General features: G+C 34.6%; 16 protein-coding genes. 12 read left to right on the top strand and 4 right to left on the bottom strand.

Annotated features, from left to right (window positions below; translation table 11 throughout):
- Positions 1-4: 4 nt before the first annotated feature.
- From BMZ09_RS04620 to BMZ09_RS04605, 4 genes are all read right to left on the bottom strand, one after another.
- Complete coding sequence (locus tag BMZ09_RS04620; RefSeq protein WP_090837937.1) at positions 5-229, bottom strand: hypothetical protein; 225 nt, start codon at positions 227-229, stop codon at positions 5-7.
- 56 nt (positions 230-285) lie between these two features.
- Positions 286-1056, bottom strand: coding sequence for an SDR family NAD(P)-dependent oxidoreductase (locus tag BMZ09_RS04615; RefSeq protein ID WP_090837935.1), 771 nt, complete (start codon positions 1054-1056; stop codon positions 286-288).
- Positions 1057-1333: 277 nt separating this feature from the next.
- Positions 1334-1939 carry a ribosome biogenesis GTP-binding protein YihA/YsxC gene (gene yihA, locus BMZ09_RS04610; protein ID WP_090837933.1) on the bottom strand — a complete coding sequence of 202 codons (606 nt, stop codon included), beginning with the start codon at positions 1937-1939 and terminating at the stop codon, positions 1334-1336.
- A 68-nt stretch (positions 1940-2007) separates the two neighbouring features.
- Positions 2008-2772 (bottom strand): alpha/beta fold hydrolase, encoded by a 765-nt coding sequence (locus BMZ09_RS04605; RefSeq protein ID WP_090837931.1) that lies wholly within the window; start codon positions 2770-2772, stop codon positions 2008-2010.
- Positions 2773-3054: 282 nt separating this feature from the next.
- Between BMZ09_RS04605 and mraZ the strand changes: the two genes are divergently transcribed.
- From mraZ to ftsA, 12 genes are all read left to right on the top strand, one after another.
- Positions 3055-3525, top strand: coding sequence for a division/cell wall cluster transcriptional repressor MraZ (gene mraZ / locus BMZ09_RS04600; RefSeq protein WP_090837929.1), 471 nt, complete (start codon positions 3055-3057; stop codon positions 3523-3525).
- Entirely contained in the window at positions 3503-4408 is a 906-nt protein-coding gene (rsmH, locus tag BMZ09_RS04595; RefSeq protein ID WP_090837927.1) for a 16S rRNA (cytosine(1402)-N(4))-methyltransferase RsmH, read from the top strand. The genes mraZ and rsmH overlap by 23 nt, the downstream gene beginning before the upstream one ends.
- A gap of 3 nt (positions 4409-4411) precedes the next feature.
- Entirely contained in the window at positions 4412-4729 is a 318-nt protein-coding gene (locus BMZ09_RS04590; protein WP_090837924.1) for an FtsL-like putative cell division protein, read from the top strand.
- A gap of 63 nt (positions 4730-4792) precedes the next feature.
- Complete coding sequence (locus BMZ09_RS04585; protein WP_090837922.1) at positions 4793-6745, top strand: penicillin-binding protein; 1953 nt, start codon at positions 4793-4795, stop codon at positions 6743-6745.
- Positions 6742-8205, top strand: a complete 1464-nt coding sequence (locus tag BMZ09_RS04580) for a UDP-N-acetylmuramoyl-L-alanyl-D-glutamate--2,6-diaminopimelate ligase (RefSeq protein ID WP_090837920.1) — start codon at positions 6742-6744, stop codon at positions 8203-8205. The genes BMZ09_RS04585 and BMZ09_RS04580 overlap by 4 nt, the downstream gene beginning before the upstream one ends.
- A gap of 54 nt (positions 8206-8259) precedes the next feature.
- Complete coding sequence (gene mraY, locus BMZ09_RS04575) at positions 8260-9492, top strand: phospho-N-acetylmuramoyl-pentapeptide-transferase (protein WP_090837918.1); 1233 nt, start codon at positions 8260-8262, stop codon at positions 9490-9492.
- Between the two features lies 1 nt (position 9493).
- The gene (gene murD / locus BMZ09_RS04570; protein ID WP_090837917.1) at positions 9494-10825 is read left to right on the top strand and encodes a UDP-N-acetylmuramoyl-L-alanine--D-glutamate ligase; all 1332 of its coding nucleotides are present in this window, start codon (positions 9494-9496) and stop codon (positions 10823-10825) included.
- A 52-nt stretch (positions 10826-10877) separates the two neighbouring features.
- A complete protein-coding gene (locus BMZ09_RS04565) occupies positions 10878-12086 on the top strand; it encodes an FtsW/RodA/SpoVE family cell cycle protein (protein ID WP_090837915.1) in 1209 nt (402 codons plus the stop codon).
- A 9-nt stretch (positions 12087-12095) separates the two neighbouring features.
- Positions 12096-13202 carry an undecaprenyldiphospho-muramoylpentapeptide beta-N-acetylglucosaminyltransferase gene (gene murG / locus BMZ09_RS04560; protein ID WP_090837912.1) on the top strand — a complete coding sequence of 369 codons (1107 nt, stop codon included), beginning with the start codon at positions 12096-12098 and terminating at the stop codon, positions 13200-13202.
- Positions 13202-14554 (top strand): UDP-N-acetylmuramate--L-alanine ligase, encoded by a 1353-nt coding sequence (gene murC, locus BMZ09_RS04555; RefSeq protein WP_090837910.1) that lies wholly within the window; start codon positions 13202-13204, stop codon positions 14552-14554. Before murG ends, murC begins: the two co-directional genes overlap by 1 nt.
- Entirely contained in the window at positions 14544-15263 is a 720-nt protein-coding gene (locus tag BMZ09_RS04550) for a cell division protein FtsQ/DivIB (protein WP_090837908.1), read from the top strand. Before murC ends, BMZ09_RS04550 begins: the two co-directional genes overlap by 11 nt.
- 3 nt (positions 15264-15266) lie before the next feature.
- A complete protein-coding gene (gene ftsA, locus BMZ09_RS04545) occupies positions 15267-16619 on the top strand; it encodes a cell division protein FtsA (protein WP_090837907.1) in 1353 nt (450 codons plus the stop codon).
- Positions 16620-16645 lie beyond the last annotated feature (26 nt).

Here is a 16645-nt window from a genome sequence, read left to right as displayed (position 1 = left end):
TTCTTTATTCTACTATTTCGTAATCAATACTTAGTTTTCGTAATGCTCTTAATGCGGATCCTGAATTTTTATCTTCCATTTCGATATCAACGGGATCGCCTTCTAATAAAATGTCTGTAAGCTCATTGGCTAGAGAGTCATTTATGTTTGATGAGATTTCGACAATACATTTAGCAATTGCTCTTTTGTCTGGTCGTTGCGCATCGCAGGATAATAGATTTATTTTCATGATTTTAATTTATAGTTGTAAAGATACTACTGTTTGTTTGGATTGACGGTGTGTCCTTACATATTGTAAACACCACCATTAATATCTAATGTTGCTCCGGTGATAAAACCATCATATTCTGAAGCTAGATATAATACGGCTCTTGCAACGTCATCTGCATTACCAGCTCGTTGTATAGGTATACCTGCTGTTGTAGCTGCAGCAGATTCTTTTGTTGTGTGTGTGTTATGAAACGATGTGCCTAAAATTAGTCCAGGCGATACGGCATTTACTCGTGTACCTTGAGGTCCTAATTCTGCAGAAAGCGCACGCGTTAATGTTAAAATAGCACCTTTACTTGTTGAGTAGGCCAATGATCCAGGGTGTCCGCCTTTACGTCCAGCTAAAGAAGCTAGGTTGACAATACTACTGTTGTCATTTTTTGCAAGATGCGGTGCAGCTGCTCGAGTAACAAACATCATAGAGGTTAGGTTTATGTCCATAACTTTATGCCAAAACTCAGCTTCCATTTCGTTAAGCAGTTTACGGGCAACCAGAGAACCTGCATTGTTTATTAATATATCTAAACCACCAAGTGCTTCTACCGTTTTTGTAACTAATGCGTTTGCATCCTCCTCTTTTGTTAAATCACCGCTTATGGCTACTGCTTTTTGTCCTTTTTTGGTGGCGTAAGTTGTCAACTCATTAGCAGTGTCAGCACTAGAAAAATAATGTATTGCAACATTGGCTCCGCTATCAATAAAGTGCTTAGTTATAGCTTCTCCAATACCTTGTGCTCCAGCTGTTATAAGTACATTTTTTCCGCTTAATTTAGTGTTGTTTGTCATGTTGTTCCGTCGTTTAGTATAATTTGTAATTGCATCAAGCCTAAAAAGAGTGTGTTAGACTTAAAATTTGGTTAAACAACTAAAGTAATAAAAAAGCTGAAGAGTAGCGGGTTTTCAATGTGAAAGTCTAGTTAAAACATGGTTGTTTTAGCTAAGTAAAATGATTGCGTAACTAATACGTGTATAATAGGTACGTGTTTTAGTTGCTATTTTTTAGAAAGTAGCAGTTAATTGCTCTGCAGCGTGAATTTGTATAAGAAGTAAAAGGTGTTAGAACTTAGTCTAAAATAAAGCTTTGGTTTAGGCTGTCAATATATTGTAATACCTCTTCTTTACCAATGTCCTTACTAGAAGACGTTATAAAGTAGTTTGGCATTTCCTCCCAAGTTTCTAACAAGATGTTTTTATAATCTTCAACATGGTTGTCAATTGCTTTAGGTTTAAGCTTATCCGCTTTAGTGAATATGATAGAAAACGGAATGCCTTTTTCTCCTAAATACTGCATAAAATCTTGGTCAACAGGTTGAGGTTTGTGCCTGATGTCTACAAGTACAAATGCAGTAACCAGTTGTTCACGTTGTTCTAAATACTGAGTGATAAATTTTTGAAAAACCTTTTTGATGCTTTTAGAAACCTTAGCGTAACCATAACCAGGTAAATCTACTAAAAACCAATCGTGATTGATTAAAAAGTGATTTATAAGCTGTGTTTTTCCTGGGCGACCAGATGTTTTTGCTAAACTTTTTCTGCTGGTAAGCATGTTTATTAATGATGATTTACCAACGTTACTTCTACCAATAAATGCATATTCTGGTAAGCGATCTTTCGGACACTTGGCAGCGTCAGAATTACTTGTTATAAATTCGGCAGACTTGATGTGCATTGTAAAACTGTTTTTGGTATCGCTAAAGCGAAAACTTTTAGTGTAAGATATGTAGTAACTAGTTTGGTTTAAATATTTCGAGTTTTAAACCAGTCAAATAAAATTTGATTAAATGTATCAGGATGTTCCATCATAGCAGCATGACCACATTTGTCTATCCAGAATAAATCAGAATTTGGTAGTAATGCATTAAACTCGTCAGCCACATCAGGAGGTGTAACACCATCATTTTTACCCCAAATGATACATGTTGGTGTATTCATTTTTGGTAAATCCTTAGCCATATTATGTCGGATGGCACTTTTAGCAATTGCTAAAGTTTTAATTAATTTGTTTCTGTCATTTACCGTTTCGTAAACTTCGTCAACAATTTCTTTGGTCGCTACAGCAGGATCATAAAAAACTTCTTGAGCCTTTTTCTTGATAACTTCGTAGTCACTTCTTTTAGTATAACCACCACCCATTGCACTTTCGTAAAGTCCAGAACTTCCTGTAATGACTAAAGCTTTTACTTTGTCAGGATGCATTTTAGTGTGATATAAACCAATATGCCCACCTAAAGAATTACCTAAAAGCACAACATCATTAAGTCCTTTGAATTCAATAAAATCGTAAAGATATTTTGCAAAAGATTTAACGTTAGTTTTAAGTAAAGACTTACTGTATATAGGCAGTTCAGGTATAATTACTTTGTAGCCATTAGCACTAAAAAAATCAGTGACAGCAGCAAAATTACTTAGTCCTCCCATAAGTCCGTGAAGTACAATTATTGGTTGTCCTTCACCAACTTCGATATAGTTGAATTTTCCTTCTTTTTTAAGTGTACGAGCCATTAATGATTACTAGTTTACATCAAAAGCAAATATAAGTATTTCATTTAAAAAACAGCTATTTTAATCATTTAGTTCATTGCGGTTTTATGAAATAAAATTCATAATTACTCCCACTTGGTTATAACTCTTTTAGTTGTCTGTTCTCTTGATACTTGTCTGTTTTTGAGCCTGATTTATGTGTTAAAGTTACAATACTTATTAACAATGTGGTAGAATGTGGTAAAAAGTGGTGTTTTTTTCAATATATTTGATTTTTACAAATTTTGATAGATAAAAACGGTTGTGAACTCATTAATAGGAACATACGAATGTAAAGTAGACGCAAAAGGGAGGCTTATGTTACCTGTTGCGTTGAAAAAACAGTTGGCTCCAGAGTTGCAGGACGGTTTTGTTTTAAAAAGAGCAGTTTTTCAGGAGTGTTTGGAGTTGTATCCAATGCAGGAATGGAATGTTTTGATGCAAAAGGTAAATAAGTTAAATAGATTTAAAAAGAAAAACAACGATTTTATACGTCGCTTCACTGCAGGTGTGAAAATAGTTGAAGTAGATGCTAGTGGGCGTTTGCTGATTCCTAAGGATTTAGTTGCTTTTGCGTCGATAACAAAAGAGATTGTAATGTCTTCGGCTGTAAATATTATCGAGATTTGGGATAAAACAAAATATGAGAAGGCTATTGATGATGCAACTGTTGATTTTGCAGATTTAGCTGAGGAAGTAATGGGTAAAGACGATGACGATGACAGCATATCATAATCCAGTATTATTAAATGAAACCGTTGGTGGCTTGGCTATCAAAGAGGATGGCGTCTATGTGGATGTTACATTTGGTGGTGGTGGACATAGTAGAGAAATATTAAAACGTTTAGGAGAAAACGGTAAGTTATATGCTTTTGATCAGGATAAAGATGCACTTGAAAACGCAATCGACGATCCTAGATTTGTATTAATACATGAAAATTTTAGATACATAAAACGCTTTTTACGCTTTCATGGTGTAAAAGCTGTGGATGGTATTTTGGCAGATTTTGGAGTGTCGTCGCATCAATTTGATGTCGCGGAACGTGGGTTTTCTACCCGCTTTGAGGCGGAGTTGGATATGCGTATGAATCAAAGTGATACACTGTCTGCTTATCATGTTATTAATGAGTATGATGAAGAGCAACTTAAACAGGTGTTGGCACAATATGGAGAGCTTCGTTCTGCTTCAGCTATGGCGGGTTTAATTGTAGAGCAACGTAAAGAAGAGGAGATTAGAACTAGTGATCAACTTAAAAAAGTATTGCAACGCTTTTTGTCTCCAAAACATGAAAACAAAATATTAGCGCAAATATATCAAGCGATAAGAATAGAGGTTAATCAAGAAATTGAGGCTTTGAAGGAGTTTTTACAACAAACGCCAGAGATTTTAAAGCCTAATGGGCGTGTTAGCTTAATTTCTTATCACTCTTTAGAAGATAGATTGGTAAAACGATTTATTAGAAATGGCTTGTTTGAAGGGGAGCCGGAGCGTGATGTGTTTGGTCGTTTTGAAGTGCCATTAAAAAAAGTTGGCGGTTTAATTATTCCGTCTAAAGAAGAAATAAAAATTAACAACAGAGCACGTAGTGCGAAGTTGCGTATTGCAGAAAAGATTTAAGCAATGAAAAAAAGTATCTATAGTTTATTGCGAGGGACTTTTTTAGTAAGTGAAGATTCTTTTAAAAACTGGAAAGTAATATTTTTTCTTTCGGCTTTAGCCTTAGTAATGATTGCTAGTTCTCACAGTTTGGATAAGAAAGTATACGAGATAGCAAAACTTAATAATCAAGTTAAAGAATTGCGATCCGAATTATATGATGGAAGGACCCGATTGATGCAGCTAAAAATGGAGTCCTCTGTTGTAAAAAAAATGAAAGAAAAAGGGTTGGCGCCTTCAGTAATTCCGCCTAAAAAAATAATTGTTAAACCAGAAAGCTAAGTTCAAATCGTGGCATTAACCGAAAAGAACATATTAAACAGATTGTATTTTGTCGCAGGATGTATGTTCGTCTTTGGGCTGCTTGTGGTTGGGAAATTGTTAACCATCCAAGTGGTGCAAGGTGATAAGTATAGGGCGCTTGCAGACAAGCGTGCTTTAAAGGATGTTGTCATTCCTGCAAACAGAGGTAATGTATATTCTTCAGATGGTAGCTTGTTAGCAACATCAATACCTAAGTATGATATTTTGTTTGATGCAGTAACGCCATCAGATAAAAATTTTAAAGCAAACATAATTGCTTTAAGCGAGGCTTTGTCTAAATATTCTGGTAAGTCTAAAACGTATTATAAAAAGGAATTAGGGAAAGCTAGAGCAAATAAAAATAGATACTTTTTGTTAGCACGAAATATTGGTTATTCAGACTATTTAAAGTTTAGAGAGTTTCCTTTATTAAAATTAGGCGCTTTTAAAGGTGGGTTAATTGTGGAGCAGAAAGTAAAAAGAGAACATCCTTTGGGCGAAGTAGCGCAACGTACTATTGGATATGAGCGTACGGATGATGAAGGTAATATTACAAGAGCAGGTATAGATGGTGCTTTTGGAGTGGATTATTTAAGAGGTAAAGACGGTAAGCGTCTTAAGCAGAAAATAGGAAAAGGACAATGGAAGCCAATTTTAGACTACGATCAAGTAGAGCCTAAGGATGGTTTGGATGTATATACAACTATAGATGTTAATATTCAGGATATTGCGCATCATGCCTTATTAGAGCAGTTAGAATTGTACGAAGCAGAACATGGTACTGTGGTGGTTATGGAAGTTGCTACGGGAGAGATTAAGGCAATTTCTAATTTAGGAAAAACAAAGTCTGGATATTATTACGAAAAAAGGAATTATGCGGTTTATGAGTCGCATGAGCCGGGTTCGACTTTTAAGCTAATGGCTATAATGGCAGCTTTAGAGGATAAAAAAATAGACACGTCAGATGTTATTGACACGGGTAATGGGTATAAGGTGTTTTATGGAAAAGGAATAAGGGATTCTCACGGAAACGGAAAAATATCTGCAGCTAGAGCTTTGGAGGTATCTTCAAATATTGGTTTAGCAACAATTATTGATGATGCTTATGCTAAAAATCCAGAACGCTTTTTAGATATTTTAAGCAGTTGGAATTTAGATAAAAAATTAGGTATTTCTATTAAAGGAGAAGGGGCACCAATGATCCCGAGACCGGGAGATGAAAAATGGAGTCGTAATGCGCTTCCGTCTATTGCTTATGGTTATAATCTTAGGTTGACGCCTTTGCAAACGCTAACTTTTTATAATGCGGTTGCTAATAATGGAGTTATGGTTAAGCCTAGGTTTATTAGAGAGGTTAAAGAGTTGGATAAGCAGATAGAGTCTTTTGAAAGGTCTGTGATTAATCCAAAAATCTGTTCGGACGCTACGCTAAATGCTGCTAAGGCAATGCTTAAAAATGTGGTGACTAGAGGTACTGGGCGTTCATTGTACTCTGATTATTTTTCAATGAGCGGAAAAACAGGTACTGCAAGGGTAGAGTATTGGATGGATGACTGGGCTAAAAAGCCAAGATATATTTCGTCTTTTGCGGGTTACTTTCCTTCGGACAAGCCTAAGTATTCTTGTATAGTCGTGATACATAAGCCGAGTATTAAAAAAGGATTTTATGGAGCAGATGTATCTGGTCCTGTATTTAAAAAAGTAGCTCAAAAAATATTTACAGACACACCGTTAATTGATGAGGTGGCATCATTAAATGTTGTGGATGTATCAGTAGAAAAAGAGTATGAAGGGTATTATAACGTTGCAAATACTTATAAAACAATTATGCCAGATGTAACCGGATTGCCAGTTATGGATGCATTGGCTTTGTTGGAAAACATGAATGTTAAAATCAAAGTCCAGTGTAATGGGGTTGGTGTAGTTAATAAGCAATCGGTAAGTAAAAATACCAAGTTAAAAAGTAATCAAATAATAGTTTTAGAAGCGTCGTGAATTCATTAAAAGACATATTATATAAGGTAACGCTAGATGCGGTAGTTGGTAGTACTGATGTTTTGGTGCGCAATATCCAGTTTAACTCTCGTAGTATCGCGGTTAATGATGTTTTTGTAGCTATAAAAGGTAGTCTTACGGATGGTCACAACTATATAGATAAAGCAATTGAGCAAGGTGCTATTGTTGTGGTTTGTCAAGAAGTACCTGTTAATACTAAAACAGGAATTACTTATATAAAGGTGGATGATTCTAGTCGTGCTTTAGCGATTATGGCAGCTAATTTTTATGGTAATCCTTCTGAGAATTTAAAGTTAGTTGGTGTAACGGGTACCAATGGAAAAACAACTGTTGCGTCACTTTTGTATCAATTATTTAAAAAAGCGGGGTATAAGGTTGGGTTGTTGTCTACGGTAAAGATTATGGTGGATAATGAAGTGTTTACGGCGACACATACAACACCCGATTCTTTAACAATAAATCAATATCTAAAGCAGATGAATGATCAGGGTGTTGAGTTTTGCTTCATGGAAGTTAGCTCGCACGGGATACATCAAAACAGAACTTTAGGTTTGAAATTTGAAGGTGGAATTTTCACAAATTTATCTCATGATCATTTAGATTATCACGATACGTTTGCAGAGTATAGAGATGTAAAAAAACGCTTTTTTGACGAGTTGCCTAAATCGGCATTCGCGTTAATTAATGGCGATGATAAAAATGGAAGCATTATGCTTCAAAACACTAAAGCGAAACAATATACTTATGCTTTAAAAACTTATGCGGATTATAAAGCTCAGATTTTAGAGAATCAGTTTAGTGGTTTATTATTAAAGCTTAATGATAATGAGGTTTGGGTAAGGTTAATTGGGACGTTTAATGCTTATAATATTTTGGCAATTTTCGCTACTGCGGAATTATTGGGTCTTGAAAAACAAGAGTCGTTAAGGCTAATTAGTGAGTTAGAGAGTGTGAGTGGGCGTTTTCAGTTTGTGATTTCTGATCAGAAAATAACTGCTATTGTAGATTATGCACATACACCGGATGCTTTAAAAAATGTGTTAGAAACTATTAATGATATCAGAACTAAAAATGAAGATGTTATTACTGTTGTTGGTTGTGGAGGTGATAGAGATGTCACTAAAAGACCAAAAATGGGGCATATCGCTTCGGCTTTAAGTACTAAAGTCATTTTTACAAGTGATAACCCAAGAAGTGAAGTGCCAGAAGCTATAATTGAAGCAATTGAAGTTGGAGTGGAGCCTCAAAATTTTAAAAAAACACTGTCTATTGTAGATAGAAAACAAGCAATAAAAACAGCGTGCCAGCTGGCTAAACCAAATGATATCATTTTAATAGCCGGAAAAGGGCATGAGACGTATCAAGAGGCAAAAGGAGAGCGTTCTGATTTTGATGATTTCAAAATAGTAAAAGCGTATTTAAAACAATTAGAAAAATAAATTTTGATGGGCTCTAGAAGTAGAGCTTCAAAAACAAAATAAAATATTAAGAGAATGCTGTATTACTTATTCGATTTTTTAGAAAAAAACTATCAATTTCCTGGTGCTAGTGTGTTTCAGTTTATCACATTTAGGGCTGCGTTGGCAATATTATTGTCGTTGTTGTTTTCTACAATTTTCGGTAAACGCATCATAGTAGCTTTACAGAGAAAGCAGGTTGGAGAATCTGTAAGAGATTTAGGTTTAGATGGTCAACTAGAAAAAGCGGGTACTCCAACAATGGGAGGTATTATCATTATTCTAGCTACTCTAATTCCTGTGTTGTTGTTTGCTAAGTTGGATAATATTTATGTGATATTATTAATTGTTACCATGTTGTGGATGGGAGCAGTTGGTTTTACAGATGATTATATAAAAGTATTTAAAAAGAATAAAGAAGGGTTAAGTGGTAAGTTTAAAGTTTTAGGTCAGGTTGGTCTTGGTTTATTTGTGGGGTCTGTGATGTATTTTCATCCGGGTATTACTATTAAAACAGAAAAGGTTAATCCTGTTTTTGAAACTGAATTAATTACACAGAATTCACCTAGAGAGTTTAATGTAGCGGAACAGTCTTTAAAAACAACGATTCCTTTTGTAAAAGATAACGAGTTTGATTACACAGATTTAGTGACTTGGATGGGTGATGAGTACGCTAAGTATGCGTGGTTAGTATTTATTCCAATCGTGATTTTTATTATCACAGCAGTCTCTAACGGGGCTAATTTAACGGATGGAATTGATGGTTTAGCAGCAGGTAGCTCCGCTATAATCGTCTTTGTGCTTGCTATTTTTGCTTTTATATCTGGTAACATTGTGTTCTCGGATTACTTAAATGTCATGTTTATTCCAAATCTGGGAGAAATGGTGGTGTTTATAGCTGCTTTTGTTGGGGCTTTGATTGGGTTTTTATGGTATAATACCTATCCAGCTCAAGTGTTTATGGGTGATACGGGTAGTTTAACTATCGGTGGTGTGATTGCTGTAATAGCAATTGCAGTAAGAAAAGAGTTGTTGATACCGGTGCTTTGCGGAATTTTCTTTGCAGAGTCACTATCAGTAATCTTACAGGTAGCTTACTTTAAATATACAAGAAAGAAATATGGTGAGGGTCGACGCATTTTTTTAATGTCGCCTTTACATCATCATTATCAGAAAAAAGGATATCACGAAAGTAAGATTGTAACACGTTTTTGGATTGTAGGTATTTTGCTTGCTATACTAACTGTTGTAACCTTAAAATTAAGATAGGATGAAACGATTAGTGATTCTTGGAGCAGGAGAAAGCGGTGTCGGAACTGCCCTTTTGGGACAAGCTAAAGGGTTTCAGGTCTTTGTTTCTGATAAAGGAAAGATTAAAGATAAATATAAAGAGGTTCTTATACATAATAAGGTTGAGTGGGAAGAGGAGCAGCACACTGAAGCTAAAATATTAAATGCAGATGTTGTGATGAAAAGTCCAGGAATTCCTGATAAAGTAGCTATTGTAAAAGCGCTTTTAGATAAAGGAGTTGCTGTGATTTCGGAAATAGAATTTGCAAGCCAGTTTACTGATGCTACAATAGTTGCAATTACAGGTAGTAACGGTAAAACAACAACAGCTATGTTGACGCACCATGTGTTAAAACAGGAATTAGATGTTGGATTGGCAGGTAATATTGGGGATAGTTTTGCAAAGCAAGTTTTAGAGCATGATTTTAAAAATTATGTTTTAGAAATAAGCAGTTTTCAATTAGATGGCTGTGTAAACTTTAAACCAAATATTGCTGTAATAACCAATATTGTACCGGATCATTTAGATCGATATGATTACAAATTTGAAAATTACATTGCTTCAAAATTTAGTATTACTAAAAATCAAACAAAAGAAGATTATTTGATTTACGATGCGGATGATGAAGTGATTTTAGAGTACATAAAAAAGAATACCATTCAAGCTACATTATTACCGTTTTCGTTAACAAAAACAATTGAAAATGGTGCGTATTTGGATCAAGACAACATTATAATAACAATAGATAATAATCAGATAATTATGCCAACAAAAAATATCGCTTTAGAAGGAAAACATAACGTAAAAAATGCAATGGCTGCATCTACAGTTTCACATTTATTAAAAATTAGAAAGCAAACTATTCGCGAAAGCTTAGAAAACTTTCAGGGTGTTGAGCATCGTTTAGAAAATGTGCTTAAGATTAATAAAGTACAGTATGTAAACGACTCTAAGGCGACTAATGTAAATGCAACTTATTTTGCTTTAGAAAGTATGTCATCACCAACGGTTTGGATTGTTGGAGGAGTGGATAAGGGTAACGATTATAAAGAGTTGTTTTCGTTTGTAAACGAAAAAGTAAAGGCTATTATTTGTTTAGGTGTAGATAACCAAAAGCTGTTGGCTAGCTTTGGTGATATGGTTGATGTTATTGTTGAAACGCAGTTTATGAGCGAAGCTGTAAAAATAGCTTACAAAATAGCGGAAGCTGGTGATAGTGTATTGTTATCTCCTGCATGCGCAAGTTTTGATTTATTTGAGAATTATGAGGATAGAGGGCGTCAATTTAAAGATGCGGTAAGAAATTTATAATATATAATTAAAAAAAACAAGTAAAAGCCTGTTTAAGTGGGATTGTGAGATAATGCAAAATTCAATAATAAATAATATAAAGGGAGATAAGTTAATATGGGCTATATCAGCACTGTTGGCTATATTTTCGTTTTTACCTGTTTATAGTGCTGCTAGTAATTTAGTAAATATTAGTGGTGACGGAAGTACGTTTGCATATTTTGTAAAACACTTTATGCATTTGTTTTTAGGGTTTTCTATTATGTACGGTGTACATAAAATACCATACAGATACTTTAGAGGGTTGTCAATGGTTATGATGCCTGTAGTTTTTGTCTTGTTAATTTTAACGGTATTGCAAGGAACTACTATTGATGGGGCTAATGCAAGTCGTTGGATAAGTATACCTTTTGTTAATATGTCATTTCAAACATCTACGTTGGCAGCAGTGGTGTTAATGGTTTATATAGCACGTTACTTATCAAAAATTAAAGACAAAATAATTACGTTTAAAGAGTCGATTTTACCGCTTTGGATTCCGGTGTTTTTAGTGTTAGCATTAATTTTGCCTTCCAATTTTTCTACAACCGCTATTATTTTTGTGATGGCTTGTGCGTTGTTGTTTTTAGGTGGGTATCCTTTACGTTATTTAATAGCGATGGGTCTAGCTGGTATTGTTGGTTTAGCCATGTTTGTGTTGGTTGCTAAAGCATTTCCAGATGCTATGCCTAACCGTGTTGATACCTGGATAAGTCGTGTAGAAAGTTTTTTTAACGGAGAGGATTCAAAAGAAGATTATCAAATAGAAAGGGCGAAAATTGCAATTGCTTCTGGAGGAATTGTTGGTGTTGGTTCGGGGAAAAGTATTCAGAAAAACTTTTTACCACAATCATCATCAGATTTTATTTATGCAATTATTGTTGAAGAGTACGGTTTAATTGGTGGCTTTGCATTAATGGTGTTGTATATGTGGTTGCTATTTAGAATAATAATAGTGTCTCAAAAAGCAGATACCGTTTTTGGTAAGTTACTTGTGTTAGGTGTTGGTTTGCCTATAATTTTTCAAGCAATGATAAATATGGCGGTGGCTGTAGAGTTGTTTCCTGTAACGGGGCAAACACTACCTTTAATTAGTAGTGGAGGTACTAGTATTTGGATGACCTGTTTGGCTATTGGAATTATTTTAAGTGTAAGCGCAAAAAGAGAAGAGTTAATTAATAAAGAAAAAGAAACCGATGTAGATAACCCGCTAGAGGTGTTGTCTGAGGCGTTGGAGGATTAAAATATAACAGTGAATAGTAAAAATAAAACATATAAAATTATTTTATCAGGTGGTGGTACGGGTGGTCATATCTATCCTGCTATAGCTATTGCTAACGAGCTTAAGTTGCGTTATCCAGATGCTGAGTTTTTGTTTGTTGGTGCAAAGGATAGAATGGAGATGGAGAAAGTACCTCAGGCTGGTTATGCTATAAAAGGGCTTTGGATTTCAGGTATTCAGCGTAAGCTAACACTTAAAAACATGATGTTTCCGTTTAAACTAATTAGTAGTTTATGGAATGCGAAAAAGATAATTAAACAATTTAAGCCAGATGTAGTTATTGGAACTGGTGGTTTTGCAAGTGGTCCATTGTTGCAAGTTGCAACGTATAAAGGAATACCTAGTTTAATTCAAGAGCAAAACTCATTTCCAGGTATTACAAATAAGTTTCTGGCTAAAAAAGCCGAAAAAGTATGTGTGGCCTATAACGGTTTAGAACGCTTTTTTCCTGCTGAAAAAATTATAAAAACAGGTAATCCTGTACGTCAGGATTTATTAGATATTTCTTCTAAAAGAGCAGAAGCAATAAAGTTTTTTGATTTAGTTGAAAGTAAGCAGACACTTTTAGTGTTAGGTGGTAGTTTAGGAGCTAAAGCAATTAACGAGTTAATGGTTAATGAGCTTGATTTTTTACAAACACTAAACATACAAGTGATTTGGCAATGTGGTAAGTTGTATTATCAGAGTTATAAGTTGTACGGTAATACAAAGCATGTTCAAATACATGAGTTTATAAATAAAATGGATTATGCCTATGCTGCTGCAGATTTTATAATATCTCGTGCGGGAGCTGGTTCTGTTAGTGAGTTGTGTATCGTTGGGAAGCCTGTAGTTTTTGTGCCTTCTCCATATGTGGCGGAAGACCATCAGACTAAAAATGCATCGGCAATAGTTAATGAAAACGCAGCGCTTTTAATTGCACAAGACGATTTAAAAGTAGACTTTAAAAATAAGTTTGGGCAGTTAGTGGCTTCAAAAGAAAAACAAGAAGAGTTAAGTAAAAATATAAAAAAATTAGCATTAGTAAACGCAACCAAAGACATCGCGGACGAGGTTGAAAAATTGCTAAATAAATAATGGATTTAAAAAAGATACATAACATTTATTTTATTGGTATTGGAGGTATCGGTATGTCTGCTATTGCACGCTATTTTAAAGCAAGTGGTAAGCAGGTGTCTGGGTATGATAAAACACAAACAGATATTACTAATAGTCTTCAGGATTTAGGTATAACGGTGTGTTTTGAAGATGCTATGGCTAATGTGGAGGGATGTTATTTAGATTCAGAGTCAACCTTGGTTGTGTATACGCCTGCAGTACCTAAAAGTCATTTGCAATTAACCTATTTTAAAAATAATGGGTTTACGGTTTTAAAGCGTTCTGAAATTTTAGGGCTAATAACAGAGCATACATTTTGTCTTGCTGTTGCTGGTACGCATGGTAAAACAACAACGACAAGTATTTTAGGGCATTTATTAAATGAATGTAATGTTAAGTTGACTGCTTTTTTAGGTGGGATTAGCGAAAATTATAATTCTAATCTAATATTAAACGGTGACAAAGTTAGTGTTGTAGAGGCAGATGAGTTTGATAGATCTTTCTTGACATTAAGTCCAGATATGGCGTGTATAACGTCTATGGATGCGGATCATTTGGATATTTATGGTGATGCTTCAGAGTTAATTAAAACATTTGAAGATTTTACCAGAAAGCTAAAGCCTAATGGGAAGTTGTTTGTTAAAAATGGGTTGCCTTTAAATGGGATTACTTACGGAATAGAAGATGATGCAGATTATACTGCTCAAAATATAAGAATAGAAAATGGGGCTTATGTTTTTGATGTTAAAACACCAGAAACAGTGCTCAAAGATTTTAAATTTAATTTACCGGGAAGACATAATTTATCTAATGCCTTAGTGGCTTTGGCTATGTCTATAGAGTATGGTATTTCTGGACCACAGCTTGTTGCAGCATTAGCATCGTATTTAGGGGTTAAACGCAGATTTACCTATCAGATTAAAACGGATGATTTAGTTTTTATTGATGATTATGCACATCATCCAGAAGAAATTAATGCGGTACATCAAGCAGTGCGCGAGATGTATCCAAAGGATAAGGTTGTAGCTGTTTTTCAGCCACATTTATTTTCTAGGACTAAGGATTTTGCAGTCGAATTTGGAAAAAGTTTGTCGCAGTTTGACGAGGTTATTTTGTTGGATATTTATCCAGCAAGAGAATTGCCTATTGAAGGCGTGACATCGGAATGGTTGTTGAGTCTAATAGATAATGAAAACAAAAAATTAGTATCAAAAACGGATCTAATTAGCAGTATAAAGCAAAGTAGTGCAAAAATTGTATTGACAATTGGAGCCGGAGATATTGGAGTTGAAGTTGCAAAAATTAAAAAAGCATTAATTAATGAAGATTAATTGGGACTATATAAAAATGATGGTACTACTAGGTTTAGTAGTGTTTTTGTATGCGTTTTCTTCAGCAAGAAATGCTAAGCGAGAAGTGTCAAAACCTCTAGTGGAATTTGTGGGTAATAAAAACCTATTTATTACGCATGAAGATGTTAGTAAGTTGTTAATACAAAATCAACAAAACGCTACCAACAAGTCCAAAGAAATTTTAGATTTGAATTTGTTAGAAAGTACCCTAAACGCAAATCCAATTATCGAGTTTGCAGATGTTTACGTTAGTGTTACCGGAAATTTGGTAGCTAAGGTTAAACAAAAAATGCCTATTGCTAGAGTTATAGACGAGACTTCTTTTTATGTAGACAGTAATGGTGGCTTTATGCCTCTGTCAAAAAACTACACAGAACGTGTCCCAATTGTAACCGGTATTGTGGACAAAAAAGACTTAGGAAGGATTCATGAAATAGCAACAAAAATTCAAAAAGATGAGTTTTTGAAAAAACATGTAGTACAAATTCAACAAAATAAGGATAATACTATAGATCTTAAGTTAAGACAGTGTAATTTTGTAGTCAAAATAGGCAGTTTAGAGCAATTGGATAAAAAAATCAACAATCTAAAAGCCTTCTATTTAAAAGCCACAAAAGATAAAACCTTAAATAATTACAGTAAAGTAAACTTACAATTTGGTAGTCAAGTTGTGTGTACAAAAGCATAAGTTATGGAACAGAACATTGCAGTAGGATTAGACATAGGTACAACTAAGATTGTAGCTATGATTGGTCGTAAGAACGATTATGGTAAAGTCGAAATTTTGGGCATAGGTAAGTCTAAAAGTTTAGGTGTACATCGTGGTGTAGTAAATAACATAACGCAAACCATACAATCCATTCAGCTAGCTATTCAAGAAGCAGAAGCTGCAGCAGCAACAAAAATTGAAGGTGTAACTGTTGGTATTGCTGGGCAACACATTAGAAGTTTACAACACAGTGACTATATAACAAGACCAAATAGCGAAACGGTTATTGATGATGATGACATTGATAGGTTAATTAACCAAGTGCACAAATTAGTGATGTTACCTGGAGAGGAAATTATCCATGTATTACCACAAGAGTATAAAATTGACGGTCAAGCCGAAATCAAAGAACCAATTGGTATGTATGGTGGGCGTTTGGAAGCTAATTTTCATGTTGTAGTTGGTCAAGTGTCATCTATTAGAAACATTGGTCGTTGTGTGCAAAGTGCAGGATTAACTTTGGAGGGTATTACTTTAGAGCCTTTAGCTAGTGCTAACGCAGTACTTAGTCAAGAAGAAAAAGAAGCAGGAGTTGCCTTAATTGATATAGGAGGTGGTACAACAGATTTAGCCATTTTTAGAGATGGTATAATCCGTCATACTGCAGTTATTCCTTTTGGAGGAAACGTTATTACAGAAGATATCAAAGAGGGGTGTTCTATAATTGAAAAGCAAGCCGAATTACTTAAAATTAAGTTTGGAAGTGCTTGGCCGGGAGAAAATAAGGATAATGAAATTGTTTCTATTCCAGGTTTAAGAGGACGTGACCCAAAAGAAATTACTTTAAAAAACTTGTCTAAAATAATTCATGCTAGAGTTGTGGAGATTGTAGAACAAGTGTACGTAGAGATTAAAAACTACGGTCACGAAGAGCAAAAAAAGAAACTAATAGCTGGTATTGTATTAACAGGTGGAGGAAGCCAATTAAAACACTTAAAGCAGTTAGTAGAATATATTACAGGTATGGATACAAGAATAGGGTACCCAAACGAACATTTAGCAGGAGATAGTGACGATACTATTACTAGCCCATTATTCGCAACAGCGGTAGGATTAGTGATGGACGGGTTAAAACGTCAAGATCGTAAAAAAGCCGAAGCTAAAATTGAAGAAGCTATCCAAGCACAAGAAGAGGCTGTTATAGCACAAGAGGAAGCTACGCAAGCAGAAGCTGAAGCAGAAATAGAAAAAATAGAACCACCTAAAAAACAACGTAAGTCGTTTTTAGATACGTTAACAGACAGAGTCAAAGACTTTTTGGATAACGCAGAATAATTTTAATAAAAAGTAAGCGATGTGTG

This window comes from Olleya namhaensis (genome assembly GCF_900114005.1).
In the GTDB taxonomy this organism is placed as follows: Bacteria; Bacteroidota; Bacteroidia; order Flavobacteriales; family Flavobacteriaceae; genus Olleya; species Olleya namhaensis.
Note: the sequence above shows the minus strand (reverse complement) of the source record. Positions and strands in the feature narration are given on the sequence as shown.